Origin of the sequence: Micromonospora sp. NPDC005806 (assembly GCF_042871425.1) — a bacterium.
Lineage (GTDB): Bacteria > Actinomycetota > Actinomycetes > Mycobacteriales > Micromonosporaceae > Micromonospora.
Window position 1 is genome coordinate 82,234 of the sequence record NZ_JBIAIL010000022.1, and the last position, 13,259, is coordinate 95,492.

Consider the following 13,259-nt stretch of genomic DNA (forward strand, 5'->3'; position numbering starts at 1 on the left):
CTCAGACCGGGAAGTGCGGGTTTCCCGCGGTCAGCCGGACGGTGAAACCGTCGGCGTCGTGGTACAGCGCGACGTGGTTGCAGGACTGGTGGGTGATCCACAGCCCGAGACCGCCGACCGCGCCGTTGCTCGCCGGCAGCAGACCGGCGTACGGGTCCGCCGGGCCGGGACCGCGGTCGTGCACCGTGGCCACGATCCGGTCCGGTGCGCTCCAGAGCCGCATCCGGATCGGCGGGAGGCCGTGCCGCAGGGCATTGCCCACCATCTCGCTGACCGCCACCACCAGGTCGTCGACGTCGTCGGCGGGCAGCTGGCCGCGGTCGGCGGCGTGGACGGCGGCCCGGGCCTCGGCCGGGGTCGGGTCGGTGAGTTCGAGCAGCGGCGCCGCCCGCTGCACCGGGTCGAGCAGCATCGGCCGGTGCGCGGCCAGGTAGCTCCTCGGCTCGGTGTAGACCCCGGTCGGCACGTGGCTGCCGTCCGGCCGGGCCACCCGGGGATGGGTACACGCCACGTCCGCCAGCACCCCGGGCGGGGCGAGCCGGGTGTCGTAGGCGCACATGCTCCAGAGCGGAAAGTCGTCGTAGGCGTGGTTGATGGCCGACTCGTACCGGGCCCACCAGTCCCAGGTGGAGCCGAGGGCGACCGCCGGCACCGCACCGACGATCCGGATCTGCCGTGCGCCGCCGGCCACGTACCCGGCCAGCAGCTTGCGATACGACCGGATCGCGGCGGTCGGCCGGGCGTAGCGGTCCCCGTCCGGCAGGAAGGTCACCCCGGAGCCGGCGGGCAGCGCCCGGCGCACCAGTTCCCCGGTGCGTTCCCCGAGGCCCACCACGGCCGGCTCGCCCGCCTCGACCCCGCCGAGCAGGAACGGCACCACCACGGCGAGCAGGTGCTCGTCCGAGTCGAAGAGGACGGCTTCGTGGAAGTAGCCCACGTGCCCGGCGGCGGCACCCGTCCTCATCCCACGACCTCGACCTGGATTTCGGTGAGCTCCAGCAGCTCGACCAGCCGGGCGGCCACGGACCGGGACGTGCGCAGCACGGCCGTGGCACCGTGCCGCCGGGCGTGGTCGCGCAGGTGCAGCAGGCACCGGTGGTCGATGAAACGCAGCCCGGTCGCGTCGACCAGGAGCCGGCCGTCGACCGGTCGGGGGTCGGCCCGGTCCAGCGCGGCGGCGAAGAGCCGGTGGTTGGACGGGTCCAGCTCGCCGCTGAGGGTCACCGCTGCCTCGGCGGCCGTCGGGTGCAGCCGGAACAGCACGTGGACATTGGTCTCCGGGTGCAGGCAGGCCAGCTCGAGGTGACCGTACGTCGTGGACGGCACGCCGGTCACCGAATCTGCCTCACGTGGGCAGTCTATGCCTTCCCGGCAGAACGGCCATTCTTGCCTATCCTGGCCGTGCCGGACTGGGCGCGTGGCCGGCCGGCACGGGGTGGCGTCAAAGGCTCTCGGCGTACCCGCGCAGCAGGGCGGGCCAGCCGCCGTCGCTGCCGACCGCGTCGCGGACCTTCTCCCAGCCGATGCCGTGCGCGTCCAGCCGGTCGTGCACCAGGTCGACGCGGGTGCCACCGTCGACCGGGGCGAAGGTGACGGTGACCCGGCTGCCGACGGCGTCCACGTCGGGAACCTGCCAGTCCGGCCCGATCAACCAACTGAACGCGAAGGTGCGCGGCGGGTCCCAGGTGAGCACCCGCCCCCAGGTGCAGGTCTGGCCGGTCACGCTCTCCTCCTGGATGGCGCCGCCGGCCCGGGCCTCGACGGTGACCCGCTTCAGCTCGTCGGGGAGCAGGTGGTGCGAGCGAACCCACCAGCGGTCCATGCCGGTGGTGAAGACCTCGAACGCGCGTTCGGGGTCGGCGGCGACCCGCACGCTGTGGCGTACGGCGCTGTCTGTCGTGGTCACGGCTTCTCCTCGGGAGGGTTGTCGACGGCGTCCGCGAACGCCGCGAGGGCTTGCTGCCAGAACTGGTCGAAGTAGCCGCGTACGGCCGCCAGGCCCCGCGGGTCCAGCGCGTAGACGCGGCGGGTGCCGACGGCCGTCGAGGAGACCAGGGCGGCGTCCTTGAGCACCTTGAGGTGCTGGGAGACCGCGGGGCGGCTGACCGGGAGGTCGGCCGCGATCTCGGCGACGGAGCGTGGCCCGCCGGCGAGGAGCTCGAAGACCGCGCGGCGGGTCGGGTCGCCCAGCGCATCGAGCATCCGTCCTTGGTAAGTGGCCACGAACGGTAAGTCTAGACTTTCCGATGCTCCTGTCAACAGGAACCCCTGGTGCTGGAGCGGCGGACGCGGCCTCAGCCGGTTGTGCTGTGCCGGACCGCGCCGGGATTCCTCGCGTCGGCGCCGGCCGCGGCTCAGGGGAGCGGGTGGGAGATGCCCCGGGCGTGGTCGGCGATGGCCGCGCCGACCACGGTGGCGGTCAGCGGCAGCACCTCCAGGCAGCGGCGCACCGCCGCAGCCATCAGCGCGTTCGGCACCCGCATGGAGAGCGTGCAGTGCGGCACCCAGCGCCCCGGCTGGTAGTGCTCGACCAGGTCGATGCCGGCCCGGGCGAGCCGGTGGTGCACCTGGGCGTGGTGGGCCAGCAGTTCGGTCGTGGGCGACGGTCCGAGCCAGAGCACCCGCCCGACGAACTGACCGGCGTGCTGGAACTCCAGCCGCAGCGGGGTCGCCACCACCATCCCGGTGAGCGCCTCGGCGACCCGCTCCGGGTCGAAGCGGGGGGCCACCGCGAGCGAGACGTGGGGGCGGTGCCGCTGCTCCAGCAGCGACTTCATGCTCTGCACGCCCTCGGACTCCAACGCGTCCCAGAGCACCCGGATCCGCCGGGTTGCGTCGGTGTCCAGATACAGCTCGAGCGCCGCGACCACATGATCAGCCTAAGGCGAGGTTTGTCCGGGCCCGTGGGCGGTACTGCACAGGATGGCACCGACCGTGGAGGAGCGTGGACCCGTGGACGTGAACGACCTGCTGACTGACGCGTACGGCCGGCTGCCCGACCTGGTGGAGTCGGCGGTCGAGGGCCTGAGCCCGGAGCAGCTGCGGCAGGCCCCGGCAGCCGGGGCCAACCCGGTGGGCTGGCTGGTCTGGCACCTGACCCGGATCCAGGACCACGGCGTCGCCGACGTGCTGGGGGAGAAGCAGCTCTGGCTCACCGGCGACTGGGCGGGGCGGTGTGGCCTGACCGCTGCTCCGGACGACACCGGCTTCGGGCACGGCCCCGACCAGATCGCCGCCGTCCGGCCGGAGGACGGGCGGGTGCTCCTCGACTACCACCGGGCGGTGATGGATCGGACCCTGGCGTACCTGCGCGGGCTGGGCCCGGCCGACCTCGACCGGGTCGTCGACCCGAACTGGGACCCTCCGGTCACCCTCGGCGTACGGCTGGTCAGTGTGCTGGAGGACGACCTCCAGCACGTCGGGCAGGCCGGGTACGTGCGCGGCCTGATCCAGCGGGGCTGACCGCCGCCCCGCGGCGGCCTGCCCCGCTCACCCGGATCGGGTGAGTTGGACTCACCTTCCCGCCGGGGATCCTGCGGGGACGATCGGAGACGGGGAGGGACCGATGGGCAGCTCGGCGGTGGAGCACCTGGAACGGCGGGTGGCCGGCCGGCATCCTGAGCTGCCGGAGAACACGGCCGGCAGTCTCCGGCTCGACCTGCGCGACGGTGGGCAGACCGAGCACTGGTACCTGACCATCGACCACCAGGAGGTCCGGGTGGTCCGCTCCAGGGCGGAGGCCGAGCTGGTGGTCCGCGCCGACCGGGAGGTCTTCGACCGGATGGCCGAGGGCCGGCTGCATCCGGCGGCGGCGCTGCTGCGCAACGATCTCACGGTGCAGGGGAACCTGCGGCTGCTGCTGACCCTGCGCCGGCTCTTCCCGGGCCCGTCCGGGGCGCATGACCCGCGTGAGGCGAGCTGCGGCGGAGGCGGTCGATGAAGCAGCAGCTGCTCCACGTCCTCGCGGGCAACTCCTTCGCCATGAGCGACGGGCAGGGCGACATGGAGGTCGACCCGTACGCCCCGATCGGCCTCATCTCCTTCGACACCCGCTTCCTGTCCCGCTGGGTGCTCACCGTCAACGGGGAGCGGTTGCACACCCTGTCCCGGGTTGAGCTGGCCTCCTTCGAGACCCGGTTCGTGCTGGTCCCCGGCGCTGCCAGCCACTACGTGGACGCCGACGTGTCGGTGATCCGGCACCGGTCCATCGACGACAGCTTCAACGAGCGGATCACCGTGCTCAACCACTCGGCCGAGCCGGCCGAGTTCACCGTCCGGATGGAGATCAGCAGCGACTTTGCCGACACCGCCGAGATTTTCCGCCCCACGCCACGCCGAGTGGCGGTCACCGCCGACCCGATCCGCCGGCAGCTGCGGCTCTGCTATCAGCGGGAACGGTTCGCCCGGGAGACCCTGGTCACCAGCACGGAACCGGTGGAGGTGGACCAGCACGGGATGACCTTCCGGATCCGGGTCGCGCCGAACGGCGAGTGGCACACGGACCTGCACGTCGCCATGATCCTGCACGGTGCCGGCGGCCGGGACCTGCGGTCCAGCCTGGAATCCCACCGGCAGAACGCCCATTGGGACATGCGCGAGGACCTCGCCCGGTGGTTCGACCACGCCCCGCAGCTCGTCGCCGACCGGGACTCCCTGGAGTCGGCGTACACGCAGGCGCTGACCGACCTGGCCGCGCTGCGGTACATGCCGCTGGCGTACCACGAACGGGTGCCGGTGGGGGGTCTCCCCTGGGCGATGACCCTCTATGGCCGGGACGCCTTGATCACTTGCCTGCAGACCCTGCCGTTCACCCCCGAGCTGACTCCGGCGACGCTGCACATGCTCGCCCTGCTCCAAGGCGGCCAGCTCGACGACTACCACGACGAGGAGCCGGGGAAGATCCTCGCCGAGCTGCGCTACGGCGAGGCGGCCGCGTTCGGCGAGCAGCCGACGGCGGTCTACTACGGCGCGGCCGACACCACCCCGCTCTTCGTGATCCTGCTCGACGAGTACGAGCGGTGGACCGGCGACGCCGACCTGGTCCGGCAGCTACGCCACCCGGCCCGGATGGCGCTGGACTGGATCGACACCTACGGCGACCTGTGCGGCGACGGCTACCTGCGCTACCGGTCGCGCAACACCGTCAACGGGGTGGCCAACCAGACCTGGCGGAACTCCCCGGACGCCATCGTGGACCGGCACGGCCGCCAGCCCGCGCTTCCCCGGGCCACCTGCGAACTCCAGGGGTACGCGTACGACGCGAAGCTCCGGGGCGCCCGGCTGGCCCGGGAGATCTGGGGCGACCCGGCGTACGCCGACCGCCTGGAGGCCGACGCGGCGCGACTGGGCGAGCGGTTCAACCGCGACTTCTGGCTGCCTGACCGCGGCTACTACGCGTTCGCGCTGACCCCCGACGGGACGCCCGTCGACGCGCTGACCTCGAACCTCGGCCACCTGCTCTTCACCGGCATCGTCGAGCCGGAGCGGGCCGCGGCGCTCGCGGCGCACCTGTCCGGGCCGGAGCTCTTCTCCGGCTGGGGGGTGCGCACGTACGCCGCCGGGCAGTTGCCGTACAACCCGGTCGGCGCGCACCTCGGCTCGGTCTGGCCGTCGGACAACGCCCTGATCGCGGCGGGCCTGCGCCGCTACGGCTACGACGCCGAGGCGGCCCGGATCGCCGCCGCCATCTTCGCCGTGGCGGAAACGCTCGGCGGCTCGATGCCCGAGGTGATCGCCGGCTACCCCCGCGAAGTGACCAAGTACCCGGTCCGGCTCCCGGCCACCGGCCGGCCGCAGTCGTGGGCCTCCGGGGCGCTGCTCATGCTGCTCGCGACCATGCTCGGGCTGCGCCCGTGCGCCGACAACCTGTTGGTGGACCCGGCAATCCCGCCGGGGTACGGCCAGATCGAGCTGCTGGACGTGCCCGGCCGTTGGGGGCGCGCCGACTCTTACGGCCGGGAGCGGGTCGCCGGCCGGCGGCGGCGTCGCGGCGGGACGGGCCCCGACGGTCCGGAGTCGGATCAGCCGGGCCGGACCAGCGTCTCGTAGGCGGCCGACACCTCCGCGGCCACCGCCGGGTCGCCGGTGGCGAGCAGCGCCTCCGCCAGGATCCGGGCCGGGTCCGGTCCGGCCCGCCAGCGGCGCACCGTCACGGCCCACGGCAGGTTGTCGGGGAGCCGGGTGAACAGGTGGTCAGCCAGATGCCGGGCCGCCGGCTCGCCGCCGTCGGCCGCCCACGCCGCGAGGTACGGGCCGACGTCCACCCCGGCGCCGCCGACCGCCGCCAGCACCGTCGTGGCCTCCCACGGCCCGGGGTACCCGGACAGCGTCGCCGCCCACCACGCCCGCAGGTACGCCTCGACCGCCCCCCGCTGGTCGGCGGGCCAGTCCCGCCGGTGCGCGCCGACCTTGCCGAGCAGGCTCTCCGGCAGCACCGGGTCGTCCAGCCCGCCGGTGGCCAGCAGCTCCAGCAGCCGGGGCAGCAGGTACCGGAGGTCGTCGACGTCGCCCCAGGTGGTGAGGCACTTGGCGGCGTATCGGGCGAGCTGGTCGGGGGTCAGCTCTCGCGGCGGCACCCGCAGCAGCACCGCCACCTCGTCGGGCCGGACGCAGTGGTCGCAGTACGCCATCGCGGCCGGCCGGGGCTGGCGGGCGAAGGCCGCGTACAGCCCGGTGACGGCCGCCGCGAGACCCTCGCTCACCGCGACCCGGCCGTGCTCTCCGCCGGCTCGGCGGTCGTGGCGCCACCGGGCGCCGGGACGGACCGGGTGCGTCGGGCCAGGCCCTTGTCGATCCCGACGAACAGGAGCCCGAGCAGCCAGAACGCGAACGCGAAGAAGAGCGAGCTGAGCCCGACCCCGCCGTAGCCGAGCTGCCCGGCGTCGATGAACGGGTACGGGTAGCGATGCACGATCAGGCCGCGTACCAGGGCGAACCCGAGGTAGGCCACCGGGAACGCGAGCCACCAGGCCGCGTACCGGGGCCGGAGCCGGCCGCGTCGGTCGAACAGCGCCCAGTCGGCGATCGCGAGCAGCGGCACGACGGTGTGCAGGAACTGGTTGCCCCACCACTCGCCGAGCTCCCGGTGCGGCTGGACCATCGCGAACGGGCTGGCCGGATTGGCCAGCACCAGGTGGTAGACCGTGCCGGTGATGGTGATGTAGAGGGTGACCGCCCCCTTGAGCGCGGATGGCGGCTCGGGACGGTCCCGCCACGCGCGCCAGGCGGCGAAGCCGGCGAACACACCGACCGCCACGTTGCTCTGGATGGTGAAGTAGGGCAGCAGGCCGGTCACCGTGGCTGGGCCGAGGGCGGTCAGTACGATGCCGGCCACCGCGCTCAGCACGATGGCCAGGCGGAAGAGGATCGCCAGTCGTCGGCGCCGCGCAGTCACCGGGGCAAGCTATCAGCCGGCCCGCCGCCGTGACCCGGGTTGGGTCAGCGTGGGGACGGGCCGACCATCGCCGGTCGATTCAGCGTCGGGTCGGCCGGACCGGTGGTCGACGCGACCGTGCCGGCCGGTGTGGACGGCGCGTGCTCGGGCCGGTTGGTCGACTCGGGCGAGGGCCGCTTCGTCGGGCCGGCGCTCTGGCCGCCCTGCGGGTCCCGCCGATCGCGCAGCCGGTTGCAGAAGGCGGGAACCTTCTCCCGCCCCCCGGCGGCCACGACCAGGTCCGCGAAGCGCGCGGTCTCCAGCGACCCCCGCCGGTCCGCGCCCGGCTGCGCCTGGTACGCAGCGCAGAGCCCGGTCAGTGCGGCCAGGCTGCCCGGGCGGTCGGTCGGACCGGCGGCCGGGGTGGGGGAGCCGACCGGATCAGCGGTCGGCGAGAGGTTACCGCCCGCGCCGGCGCTCGCCGTCGTGGTCGGCTCGTCGGAGCCCAGCGGGCCCGGCAGCGTGCCGGTGACGGCGGCCAGGGCCACCCCGCCGGTGCCGGCGGCGAGCAGGGCGGCCAGGGCCATCTTGACGCCGAGCAGGCCGGTGAGCAACCGGCGCTCGGGACGGGACGCCACCACCGGCACCGAGCCGGCTCGCGCCATCCGGAACGCCTGGAGGGCGGCCGCTTCGCCGCTGAGCTCGTGCGGCTGGGGAGCGGCGCGGACGGCGGCGAGGAGTTGGACGAGCACCGCCGGACCGTCCAGCGCGTCGGCGACGGAACCGCCGAGCAGACGCTCGACGGTCTCCTGGTCCATGCGGTGTGCGTTCATCTCGTGTCCCTCAGCGCCGCCACCCGTCGTGACGTCACATCGGCACCCCGCCCGGTCCGCCGACCGGGCGGTGAGATCCGTCACGCCACCGGTCAGCCCATCGTCTTCGCCCCGTCGATGGCCTCGCGGATGATGTCGGCGTGACCGGCGTGCTGCGCAGTCTCGGCGATGACGTGCAGCAGCACCCGGCGCACCGACCAGCTCACCCCCGGCTCGAACCAGGGGGCGGTCGGGAGCGGGTGGGCGGAATTCAGGTCGAGGGTGGCGACCAGGGCGTCGGTCGCCTCGGCCACCCGGTCGAACTCGGCCAGCAGCCCGGCGAGGGTCTCGCCGTCGCCCATCCGGAACTGCCCGAACCAGTCGATCGGCTCCCGCTGCATCGCCTCGGCGCCACCCACGGCGAACCACAGCCAGCGCTCCTCGGTGGTCGCCACGTGCTTGATCAGCCCGCCGAGGCACAGCTCGCTCACCGTGCTGCGGGTGGCCGCCTGCTCGTCGGTCAGGCCCTGGACGGTCTGCCGCAGGAACCCGCGGTGCCGGCGCAGGGCGGCGAGCAGATCCGCCCGCTCGCCGGTGAGAACCTGGTTGGAGACGCTCATGCCGCCCGCCTTTCGCTTGAGGACCGCCCACACCGTACGACCTGCCACCGACAGTTCCCGGCCTCCACTCCGGACCGCCTCCGGTTGCCGATCCGTCCGGTTGGCGGTGCACTGAATTACATGGGTGTCATCAAGGTTGGTACGTCCTCCTGGGCCGACCAGATGCTGGTCCGCTCGGGCTGGTACCCCCGCGCGGTCAACACCCCGGCCGGTCGGCTCGGCTTCTACGCCGAGCGGTTCGGGCTGGTGGAGGTGGACACGTCCTACTACGCGATCCCGCTGCCCGAGACGGCCGAGGGCTGGGTCGCGGCGACGCCGCCCGGCTTCACCTTCGACGTCCAGGCGTTCCGCCTCTTCACCGGCCACCACACGCCGGTCGCGGCACTGCCCAAGGAGCTGCGGCCCGCCGGCGGCCCGAGCCGGATCCGGTGGCGCGACCTGACCGCCGGGGCGTACGACGAGCTGTGGGACCGGTTCCACGCGGCGCTGGCGCCGATCGCGGCGGCCGACCGGCTCGGCGCCGTGCTGCTGCAGTTCCCGCCGTGGCTGACCCGGGGGGACGCCGCCAAGCGGCGGATCCTGGCGGCCGCCCGGCGGTGCCGGCCCTGGCGCGTCGGTGTCGAGCTGCAGCATTCCTCCTGGTTCACCGAAGACGCGGTGGTCGACACGGTGACGTTCCTGCGCGAGCACGGGCTGAGTTACGTCTGCGTGGACATGCCGCAGGGGCACGCCTCGTCGGTGCCGCCGATCCTGATCGCCACCGCGGACCTCGCGGTGGTCCGCTTCCACGGGCACAGCGCCGCCTGGGAGAGCGGCGACAAGCAGGAGAAGTTCCGGTACGCCTACGGCGCGGAGGAACTCGAGCACTGGTCGGTGCTGCTGCGCGAGCTGGCCGACCAGTGCGCCGAACTGCACGTGCTGATGAACAACTGCTGCGGCGACCAGGCCCAGCGCGACGCCGACCGGCTCGCGGAGCTGCTGGGCGTGGCGGCCGCGGCCGAACGGGCCGGCGCCTGAGCGCGACGCCGCACGGGACGGTCAGCCGCGCCGGCGGAACCCCTCGGGGTGCATGCCCGTCGCCTCTTCCAACGCGTTGTCCGCCAGGTCCCCCTCGGCACTGTCGTCCGGGAAGGTACGCCCGGACGGCGCGGGATCCGGCGGCGCGCCGGGCCCGGCCTGGACGGGACGGGTGGGCTCGACCGACCCGAAGCCGTGCCGCCCGGCCTTGGGGCCGCCCGGCCCGGCGCCCGCCGCGCGGCGCTCCCCCCGGCGGCCCTCCGGGACCGCGTTCTCCTCGCTGCCCTCGTCCATCGGCGCGTCCTCGTCCGCGCCCCACGGCGGATCGGCGTCGAAGCCGTCGGTGGTGCCCCACGGGGCGATCGACTCCGGCCCGCGCCCCTCGCCCGTCCCCGGTCGGTCCTTGCTGGTCATGGCCACCTCACCTGGCTGGTTTCCGTGCCCGCGCTGATTGCCCGCCGTCCGCCCGGTCATGCCGCCCCGCCCGGATCCGTCGCCCGGGTACGCCGGGCGGCCGGCCGCCCACCCCGTTGTGGGCGGGCGGCCGCCCGACGGGTCAGCGTCCGGCGGCGACCAGATGGCGGGTGGCCGCACCCATCGCGACGACCTTGCCGATGGTCTTCGGCCCCGGGCCCATCGCCGCGATCCGGCCCATGGTCCTCGGCCCCGGACCCATTCCGGCGATCTTCCCGATCGTCTTCGGGGCCGCCATCAGGCCACCGGCCCGGCCGAGCAGCCCCCGGAACACCTGGCCCGGCTTCTGCTGCTCACCCATGTACGCGGACACCACCACCAGTGCGCCGGTCAGCGCCGGAACCGCCCACTGGAGCAGCTTCATCTGCCGCTGGCAGGAGGCGACGTTGGCCGGCGTCTGGAAGCTCGGCTCGGTGGCCCCCTCGACGGGTGGTCCGCCCGCCTTCTCCAGCTTCATGCCGAGCAGCCGGCTGTAGCCCGTCACCGCCAGTGCGCCCACGGTCAGCGCGGTCTTCACCGCGCTCATCCTCGCCACCCCGGCCTGCGCGGCCACCCGCGGGGTCTCGGTGACCAGCTCGCCGACCGCGCCGGCCAGGTGGGCGCCGATCGCCGCCGCGTTGACCGGGGTCCAGCGCGCCCAGCCCGCCGAGGCCACCGGCAGGCGTTGCGTCGAGTCGTCGATGCGTGCCGCCGCGCCGTTGACGCCGAGCGCGCCCATCAGTGAGCCGCCGAACCAGGCCGCCAGGCCCAGATCGTGCATCGAGCGCAACGCGGTGTGCCGTTCGGACATCTGATCCCCCTCCGCCGTGTTCGGGCGGTGCCGCATACCCGCCTTCCGGCGGGCTACGCGCCCGATTTCCGGGGCGCTCCGCGGCTCACGGTCTGCTTTCACCCCCGGCGTCCGGGTCGGAGGGAGCGGAGGGGCCGCGCCCGGTCACCGGCCGGTCGGGCTCAACGCGGCGGCAGGGCGGCGGCGAACGCGGCCACCCGGGCGGCCAGCGGCGTGGCGGCGCGTACCCAGGCGAAGTGGTCCAGCGGGGCACCCGCCTCGGCCACCGTGTAGCGGTGCCGGGTCACCGCCGCGGCGGCGAGCTTGGTGCAGAGGTGGTCCAGTGTCTCGTGCGGGGTGTACTGGTCGTCGTCCACGCTGACCGCGAGCACGGGCGTGCGTACCGCCCGGATCGCCGCCTCGGCGTCGACCCCGTCGAACCGTGGGAACCGGCCGGTCCGGGCCGTGTACGCCCAGTCCCGGATCACCCCGCGCGCCTGCCGACCGCCGAACCCCCAGCCGGGCCAGACGCCGAGCAACCGGGCGACCGCCGCGATCCCCTGGGTGTACGGCAGCACACCCCACCCACGCCGCCCCGGGTAGCCGCGCCACCAGGGCACGCCGACCGCGACCAGGGCCAACCCGTCCACCCGGTCGGCGTCGTGCAGGGCCTGGTGCAGCACCGCGACCTGCCCGCCGAGGGAGTGCCCGAGCAGCAGCCGGGTCCGCCCGTCCAGCCGGGGCTTGAGCGCGTCGAGCACCGCGCCGACGTCGCCGGCCAACTCGGCGTAGCCGTACCGGCAGGTGCGGGCGGGCGTCGGCGTGCTCTCGCCGGTGCCCCGCAGGTCCACCACGACGACGGCGAGCCCGGCGTCGCGCAGTGCGGCGGCGAACGGCCGGTAGTACCGGGCCCGGACGCCCATCGCCGGCCAGATCACCACCACCGGGGCGCCCGGCGGGCCGTCCGGCTCCGGGTAGACCTGCACGCCGATCCGCGCTCCGTCGACGTCGACGAACTCCTGGATGTACTCCCCGCTCACCGGCTCAGCGTACGACGACAAGCTACCGGCGGGTAGCAAAGGGGGTGCGTCGGGTGCCGGCCGGCTCCGGCTGGCCCGGCACGACCGGCGTCGCGGCGGCTGCCACCCGCTCCACCGTGGCCAGCACGGTCGGCACGTCCAGGTCGGCCAGCGCCGGATGGACCGCGGCGCCGTCGCCGGCCGGCCGGGACCCCGCCCAGAGCGCCTGGTGCCACGGCCGGTCCGGCGGCGGCCCCCACTGTGCGGGCGGGACCGGGCCGAAGAGCAGCACCGACGGGGTGGCGTAGGCGGTGGCCAGGTGTCCGATGCCGGTGTCGCCGCTGAGCACCAGGCGGGCGTGGCACACCAGCGCGGCCAGGTCGCCCAGGCCGGTCTCCCCGGCCAGCACCGCGTCGGCCGGCAACCTGGCCCGGTGGGCCACCGCCTCAGGCGACGCCCCGCTCGCCCGGATTCCCGGTCACCACCATCCGGTGACCCTGCCCGCTCAGCTCGCGGGCCACTGCCGCGAAGCGCTCCGGCGGCCAGCGCCGCCGGCTGGCCTTCGCTCCCGGGTGGACGATGCTGACCCCGGTCGGCAGCCGGCCCGGCCGCGGGCGGCGCAGCGCCAGGTCGGTCCGGTCGGCGGGAATGCCGTACCAGGCCAGCATCCGGCACCACCGGTCCACCTCGTGCTCGTCGGCCCACCACGCCGGACCGTCGCGATGGCCGGCCTCGGCGTTGGCAAAGGCGAGCAGCCGGCGGGGCCGGGTCCCCCTCAGCATCCGGTGCGACTCCGGGCCCCGGCCGTGCAGGTTGACCGCCAGCGCAGGCTTCGGGCCGGGCCACCCCAGGCGGCCCAGCCCGTCCGCCTCGACCAGCCGGTCCACCCCGCCGACCAGCTCGACCAGCGGGGTCAGCCAGCGCGGTGCGATCAGCGCCAGCTCCTCATGCAGGGCGATCGCGGACAGTGGTTCGCGGTCCTCGCGGAGCTTGCCGACCAGTTCGGCGGTGAGGTGCTGGGCCTCGGCGGCGCTGCCGCCGTTGCCGGCCACCAGCAGCCGCCCGCCTCAGGCCAGCTCGGTGCCCCAGTCGGCGAGCCGCTCGGCTTCCCGGTGGTACGGCAGCAGCGCTGCGGCCAGCCCGGAGAGGTGCGCCTCGAGGGCGTCCCGGTGGGTC

General features: G+C 74.5%; 16 protein-coding genes and 1 pseudogene. 4 read left to right on the forward strand and 13 right to left on the reverse strand.

What is annotated here, in order from left to right; translation table 11 throughout:
• Nucleotide 1: 1 nt before the first annotated feature.
• From ACFYOS_RS22265 to ACFYOS_RS22285, 5 genes are all read right to left on the reverse strand, one after another.
• Nucleotides 2-964, reverse strand: a complete 963-nt coding sequence (locus tag ACFYOS_RS22265; protein WP_387144691.1) for an anti-sigma factor RsbA family regulatory protein — start codon at nucleotides 962-964, stop codon at nucleotides 2-4.
• Nucleotides 961-1,335, reverse strand: a complete 375-nt coding sequence (locus ACFYOS_RS22270) for an STAS domain-containing protein (RefSeq protein ID WP_387144694.1) — start codon at nucleotides 1,333-1,335, stop codon at nucleotides 961-963. Before ACFYOS_RS22270 ends, ACFYOS_RS22265 begins: the two co-directional genes overlap by 4 nt.
• A gap of 106 nt (nucleotides 1,336-1,441) precedes the next feature.
• Entirely contained in the window at nucleotides 1,442-1,906 is a 465-nt protein-coding gene (locus ACFYOS_RS22275; protein ID WP_387144697.1) for an SRPBCC family protein, read from the reverse strand.
• Nucleotides 1,903-2,223, reverse strand: a complete 321-nt coding sequence (locus ACFYOS_RS22280; protein ID WP_387144699.1) for an ArsR/SmtB family transcription factor — start codon at nucleotides 2,221-2,223, stop codon at nucleotides 1,903-1,905. Before ACFYOS_RS22280 ends, ACFYOS_RS22275 begins: the two co-directional genes overlap by 4 nt.
• A 131-nt stretch (nucleotides 2,224-2,354) precedes the next feature.
• Complete coding sequence (locus ACFYOS_RS22285; protein ID WP_387144701.1) at nucleotides 2,355-2,870, reverse strand: 2'-5' RNA ligase family protein; 516 nt, start codon at nucleotides 2,868-2,870, stop codon at nucleotides 2,355-2,357.
• 82 nt (nucleotides 2,871-2,952) lie between these two features.
• Here ACFYOS_RS22285 and ACFYOS_RS22290 point away from each other — a divergent pair, with 82 nt between their 5' ends.
• The 3 genes from ACFYOS_RS22290 (at nucleotide 2,953) to ACFYOS_RS22300 (ending at nucleotide 6,048) form a co-directional block, all read left to right on the forward strand.
• On the forward strand, nucleotides 2,953-3,462 hold the full coding sequence (locus tag ACFYOS_RS22290; RefSeq protein ID WP_387144704.1) for a DinB family protein: 510 nt from the start codon (nucleotides 2,953-2,955) through the stop codon (nucleotides 3,460-3,462).
• A 103-nt stretch (nucleotides 3,463-3,565) separates the two neighbouring features.
• A complete protein-coding gene (locus ACFYOS_RS22295; RefSeq protein ID WP_387144707.1) occupies nucleotides 3,566-3,940 on the forward strand; it encodes an SCP2 sterol-binding domain-containing protein in 375 nt (124 codons plus the stop codon).
• Nucleotides 3,937-6,048, forward strand: coding sequence for a glycogen debranching N-terminal domain-containing protein (locus tag ACFYOS_RS22300; protein ID WP_387144710.1), 2,112 nt, complete (start codon nucleotides 3,937-3,939; stop codon nucleotides 6,046-6,048). The genes ACFYOS_RS22295 and ACFYOS_RS22300 overlap by 4 nt, the downstream gene beginning before the upstream one ends.
• Here the strand turns inward: ACFYOS_RS22300 and ACFYOS_RS22305 are convergent.
• The 4 genes from ACFYOS_RS22305 to ACFYOS_RS22320 form a co-directional block, all read right to left on the reverse strand.
• Nucleotides 6,021-6,701 (reverse strand): hypothetical protein, encoded by a 681-nt coding sequence (locus tag ACFYOS_RS22305; RefSeq protein ID WP_387144713.1) that lies wholly within the window; start codon nucleotides 6,699-6,701, stop codon nucleotides 6,021-6,023. The genes ACFYOS_RS22300 and ACFYOS_RS22305 overlap by 28 nt on opposite strands.
• Nucleotides 6,698-7,393 carry a Pr6Pr family membrane protein gene (locus ACFYOS_RS22310; protein WP_387144716.1) on the reverse strand — a complete coding sequence of 232 codons (696 nt, stop codon included), beginning with the start codon at nucleotides 7,391-7,393 and terminating at the stop codon, nucleotides 6,698-6,700. The genes ACFYOS_RS22305 and ACFYOS_RS22310 overlap by 4 nt, the downstream gene beginning before the upstream one ends.
• A 44-nt stretch (nucleotides 7,394-7,437) precedes the next feature.
• The gene (locus tag ACFYOS_RS22315; RefSeq protein WP_387144719.1) at nucleotides 7,438-8,205 is read right to left on the reverse strand and encodes a hypothetical protein; all 768 of its coding nucleotides are present in this window, start codon (nucleotides 8,203-8,205) and stop codon (nucleotides 7,438-7,440) included.
• A gap of 92 nt (nucleotides 8,206-8,297) precedes the next feature.
• The gene (locus ACFYOS_RS22320) at nucleotides 8,298-8,804 is read right to left on the reverse strand and encodes a DinB family protein (protein ID WP_387144722.1); all 507 of its coding nucleotides are present in this window, start codon (nucleotides 8,802-8,804) and stop codon (nucleotides 8,298-8,300) included.
• A gap of 120 nt (nucleotides 8,805-8,924) precedes the next feature.
• On the opposite strand from ACFYOS_RS22320, the gene ACFYOS_RS22325 reads away from it, so the two are divergent.
• Nucleotides 8,925-9,821 carry a DUF72 domain-containing protein gene (locus tag ACFYOS_RS22325; RefSeq protein ID WP_387144725.1) on the forward strand — a complete coding sequence of 299 codons (897 nt, stop codon included), beginning with the start codon at nucleotides 8,925-8,927 and terminating at the stop codon, nucleotides 9,819-9,821.
• A gap of 21 nt (nucleotides 9,822-9,842) precedes the next feature.
• Here the strand turns inward: ACFYOS_RS22325 and ACFYOS_RS22330 are convergent, their stop codons facing one another.
• From ACFYOS_RS22330 to ACFYOS_RS22345, 4 genes and pseudogenes are all read right to left on the reverse strand, one after another.
• Nucleotides 9,843-10,235 carry a hypothetical protein gene (locus ACFYOS_RS22330; RefSeq protein ID WP_387144728.1) on the reverse strand — a complete coding sequence of 131 codons (393 nt, stop codon included), beginning with the start codon at nucleotides 10,233-10,235 and terminating at the stop codon, nucleotides 9,843-9,845.
• A 142-nt stretch (nucleotides 10,236-10,377) separates the two neighbouring features.
• Nucleotides 10,378-11,085 (reverse strand): hypothetical protein, encoded by a 708-nt coding sequence (locus tag ACFYOS_RS22335; RefSeq protein WP_387144730.1) that lies wholly within the window; start codon nucleotides 11,083-11,085, stop codon nucleotides 10,378-10,380.
• 161 nt (nucleotides 11,086-11,246) lie between these two features.
• Entirely contained in the window at nucleotides 11,247-12,104 is an 858-nt protein-coding gene (locus ACFYOS_RS22340) for an alpha/beta fold hydrolase (protein WP_387144733.1), read from the reverse strand.
• Between the two features lie 22 nt (nucleotides 12,105-12,126).
• A pseudogene (locus ACFYOS_RS22345) lies at nucleotides 12,127-13,084 on the reverse strand (glycosyltransferase family 9 protein).
• Between the last annotated feature and the right edge of the window lie 175 nt (nucleotides 13,085-13,259).

Excerpts from the sequence above, each read along its gene's own strand:
- ACFYOS_RS22265 (WP_387144691.1), bottom strand. The coding sequence starts at position 964 with ATGAGGACGGGTGCCGCCGCCGGGCACGTGGGCTACTTCCACGAAGCC.
- ACFYOS_RS22295 (WP_387144707.1), top strand. The coding sequence starts at position 3,566 with ATGGGCAGCTCGGCGGTGGAGCACCTGGAACGGCGGGTGGCCGGCCGG.
- ACFYOS_RS22300 (WP_387144710.1), top strand. The coding sequence starts at position 3,937 with ATGAAGCAGCAGCTGCTCCACGTCCTCGCGGGCAACTCCTTCGCCATG.
- ACFYOS_RS22315 (WP_387144719.1), bottom strand. The coding sequence starts at position 8,205 with ATGAACGCACACCGCATGGACCAGGAGACCGTCGAGCGTCTGCTCGGC.
- ACFYOS_RS22320 (WP_387144722.1), bottom strand. The coding sequence starts at position 8,804 with ATGAGCGTCTCCAACCAGGTTCTCACCGGCGAGCGGGCGGATCTGCTC.
- ACFYOS_RS22325 (WP_387144725.1), top strand. The coding sequence starts at position 8,925 with ATGGGTGTCATCAAGGTTGGTACGTCCTCCTGGGCCGACCAGATGCTG.
- ACFYOS_RS22330 (WP_387144728.1), bottom strand. The coding sequence starts at position 10,235 with ATGACCAGCAAGGACCGACCGGGGACGGGCGAGGGGCGCGGGCCGGAG.
- ACFYOS_RS22335 (WP_387144730.1), bottom strand. The coding sequence starts at position 11,085 with ATGTCCGAACGGCACACCGCGTTGCGCTCGATGCACGATCTGGGCCTG.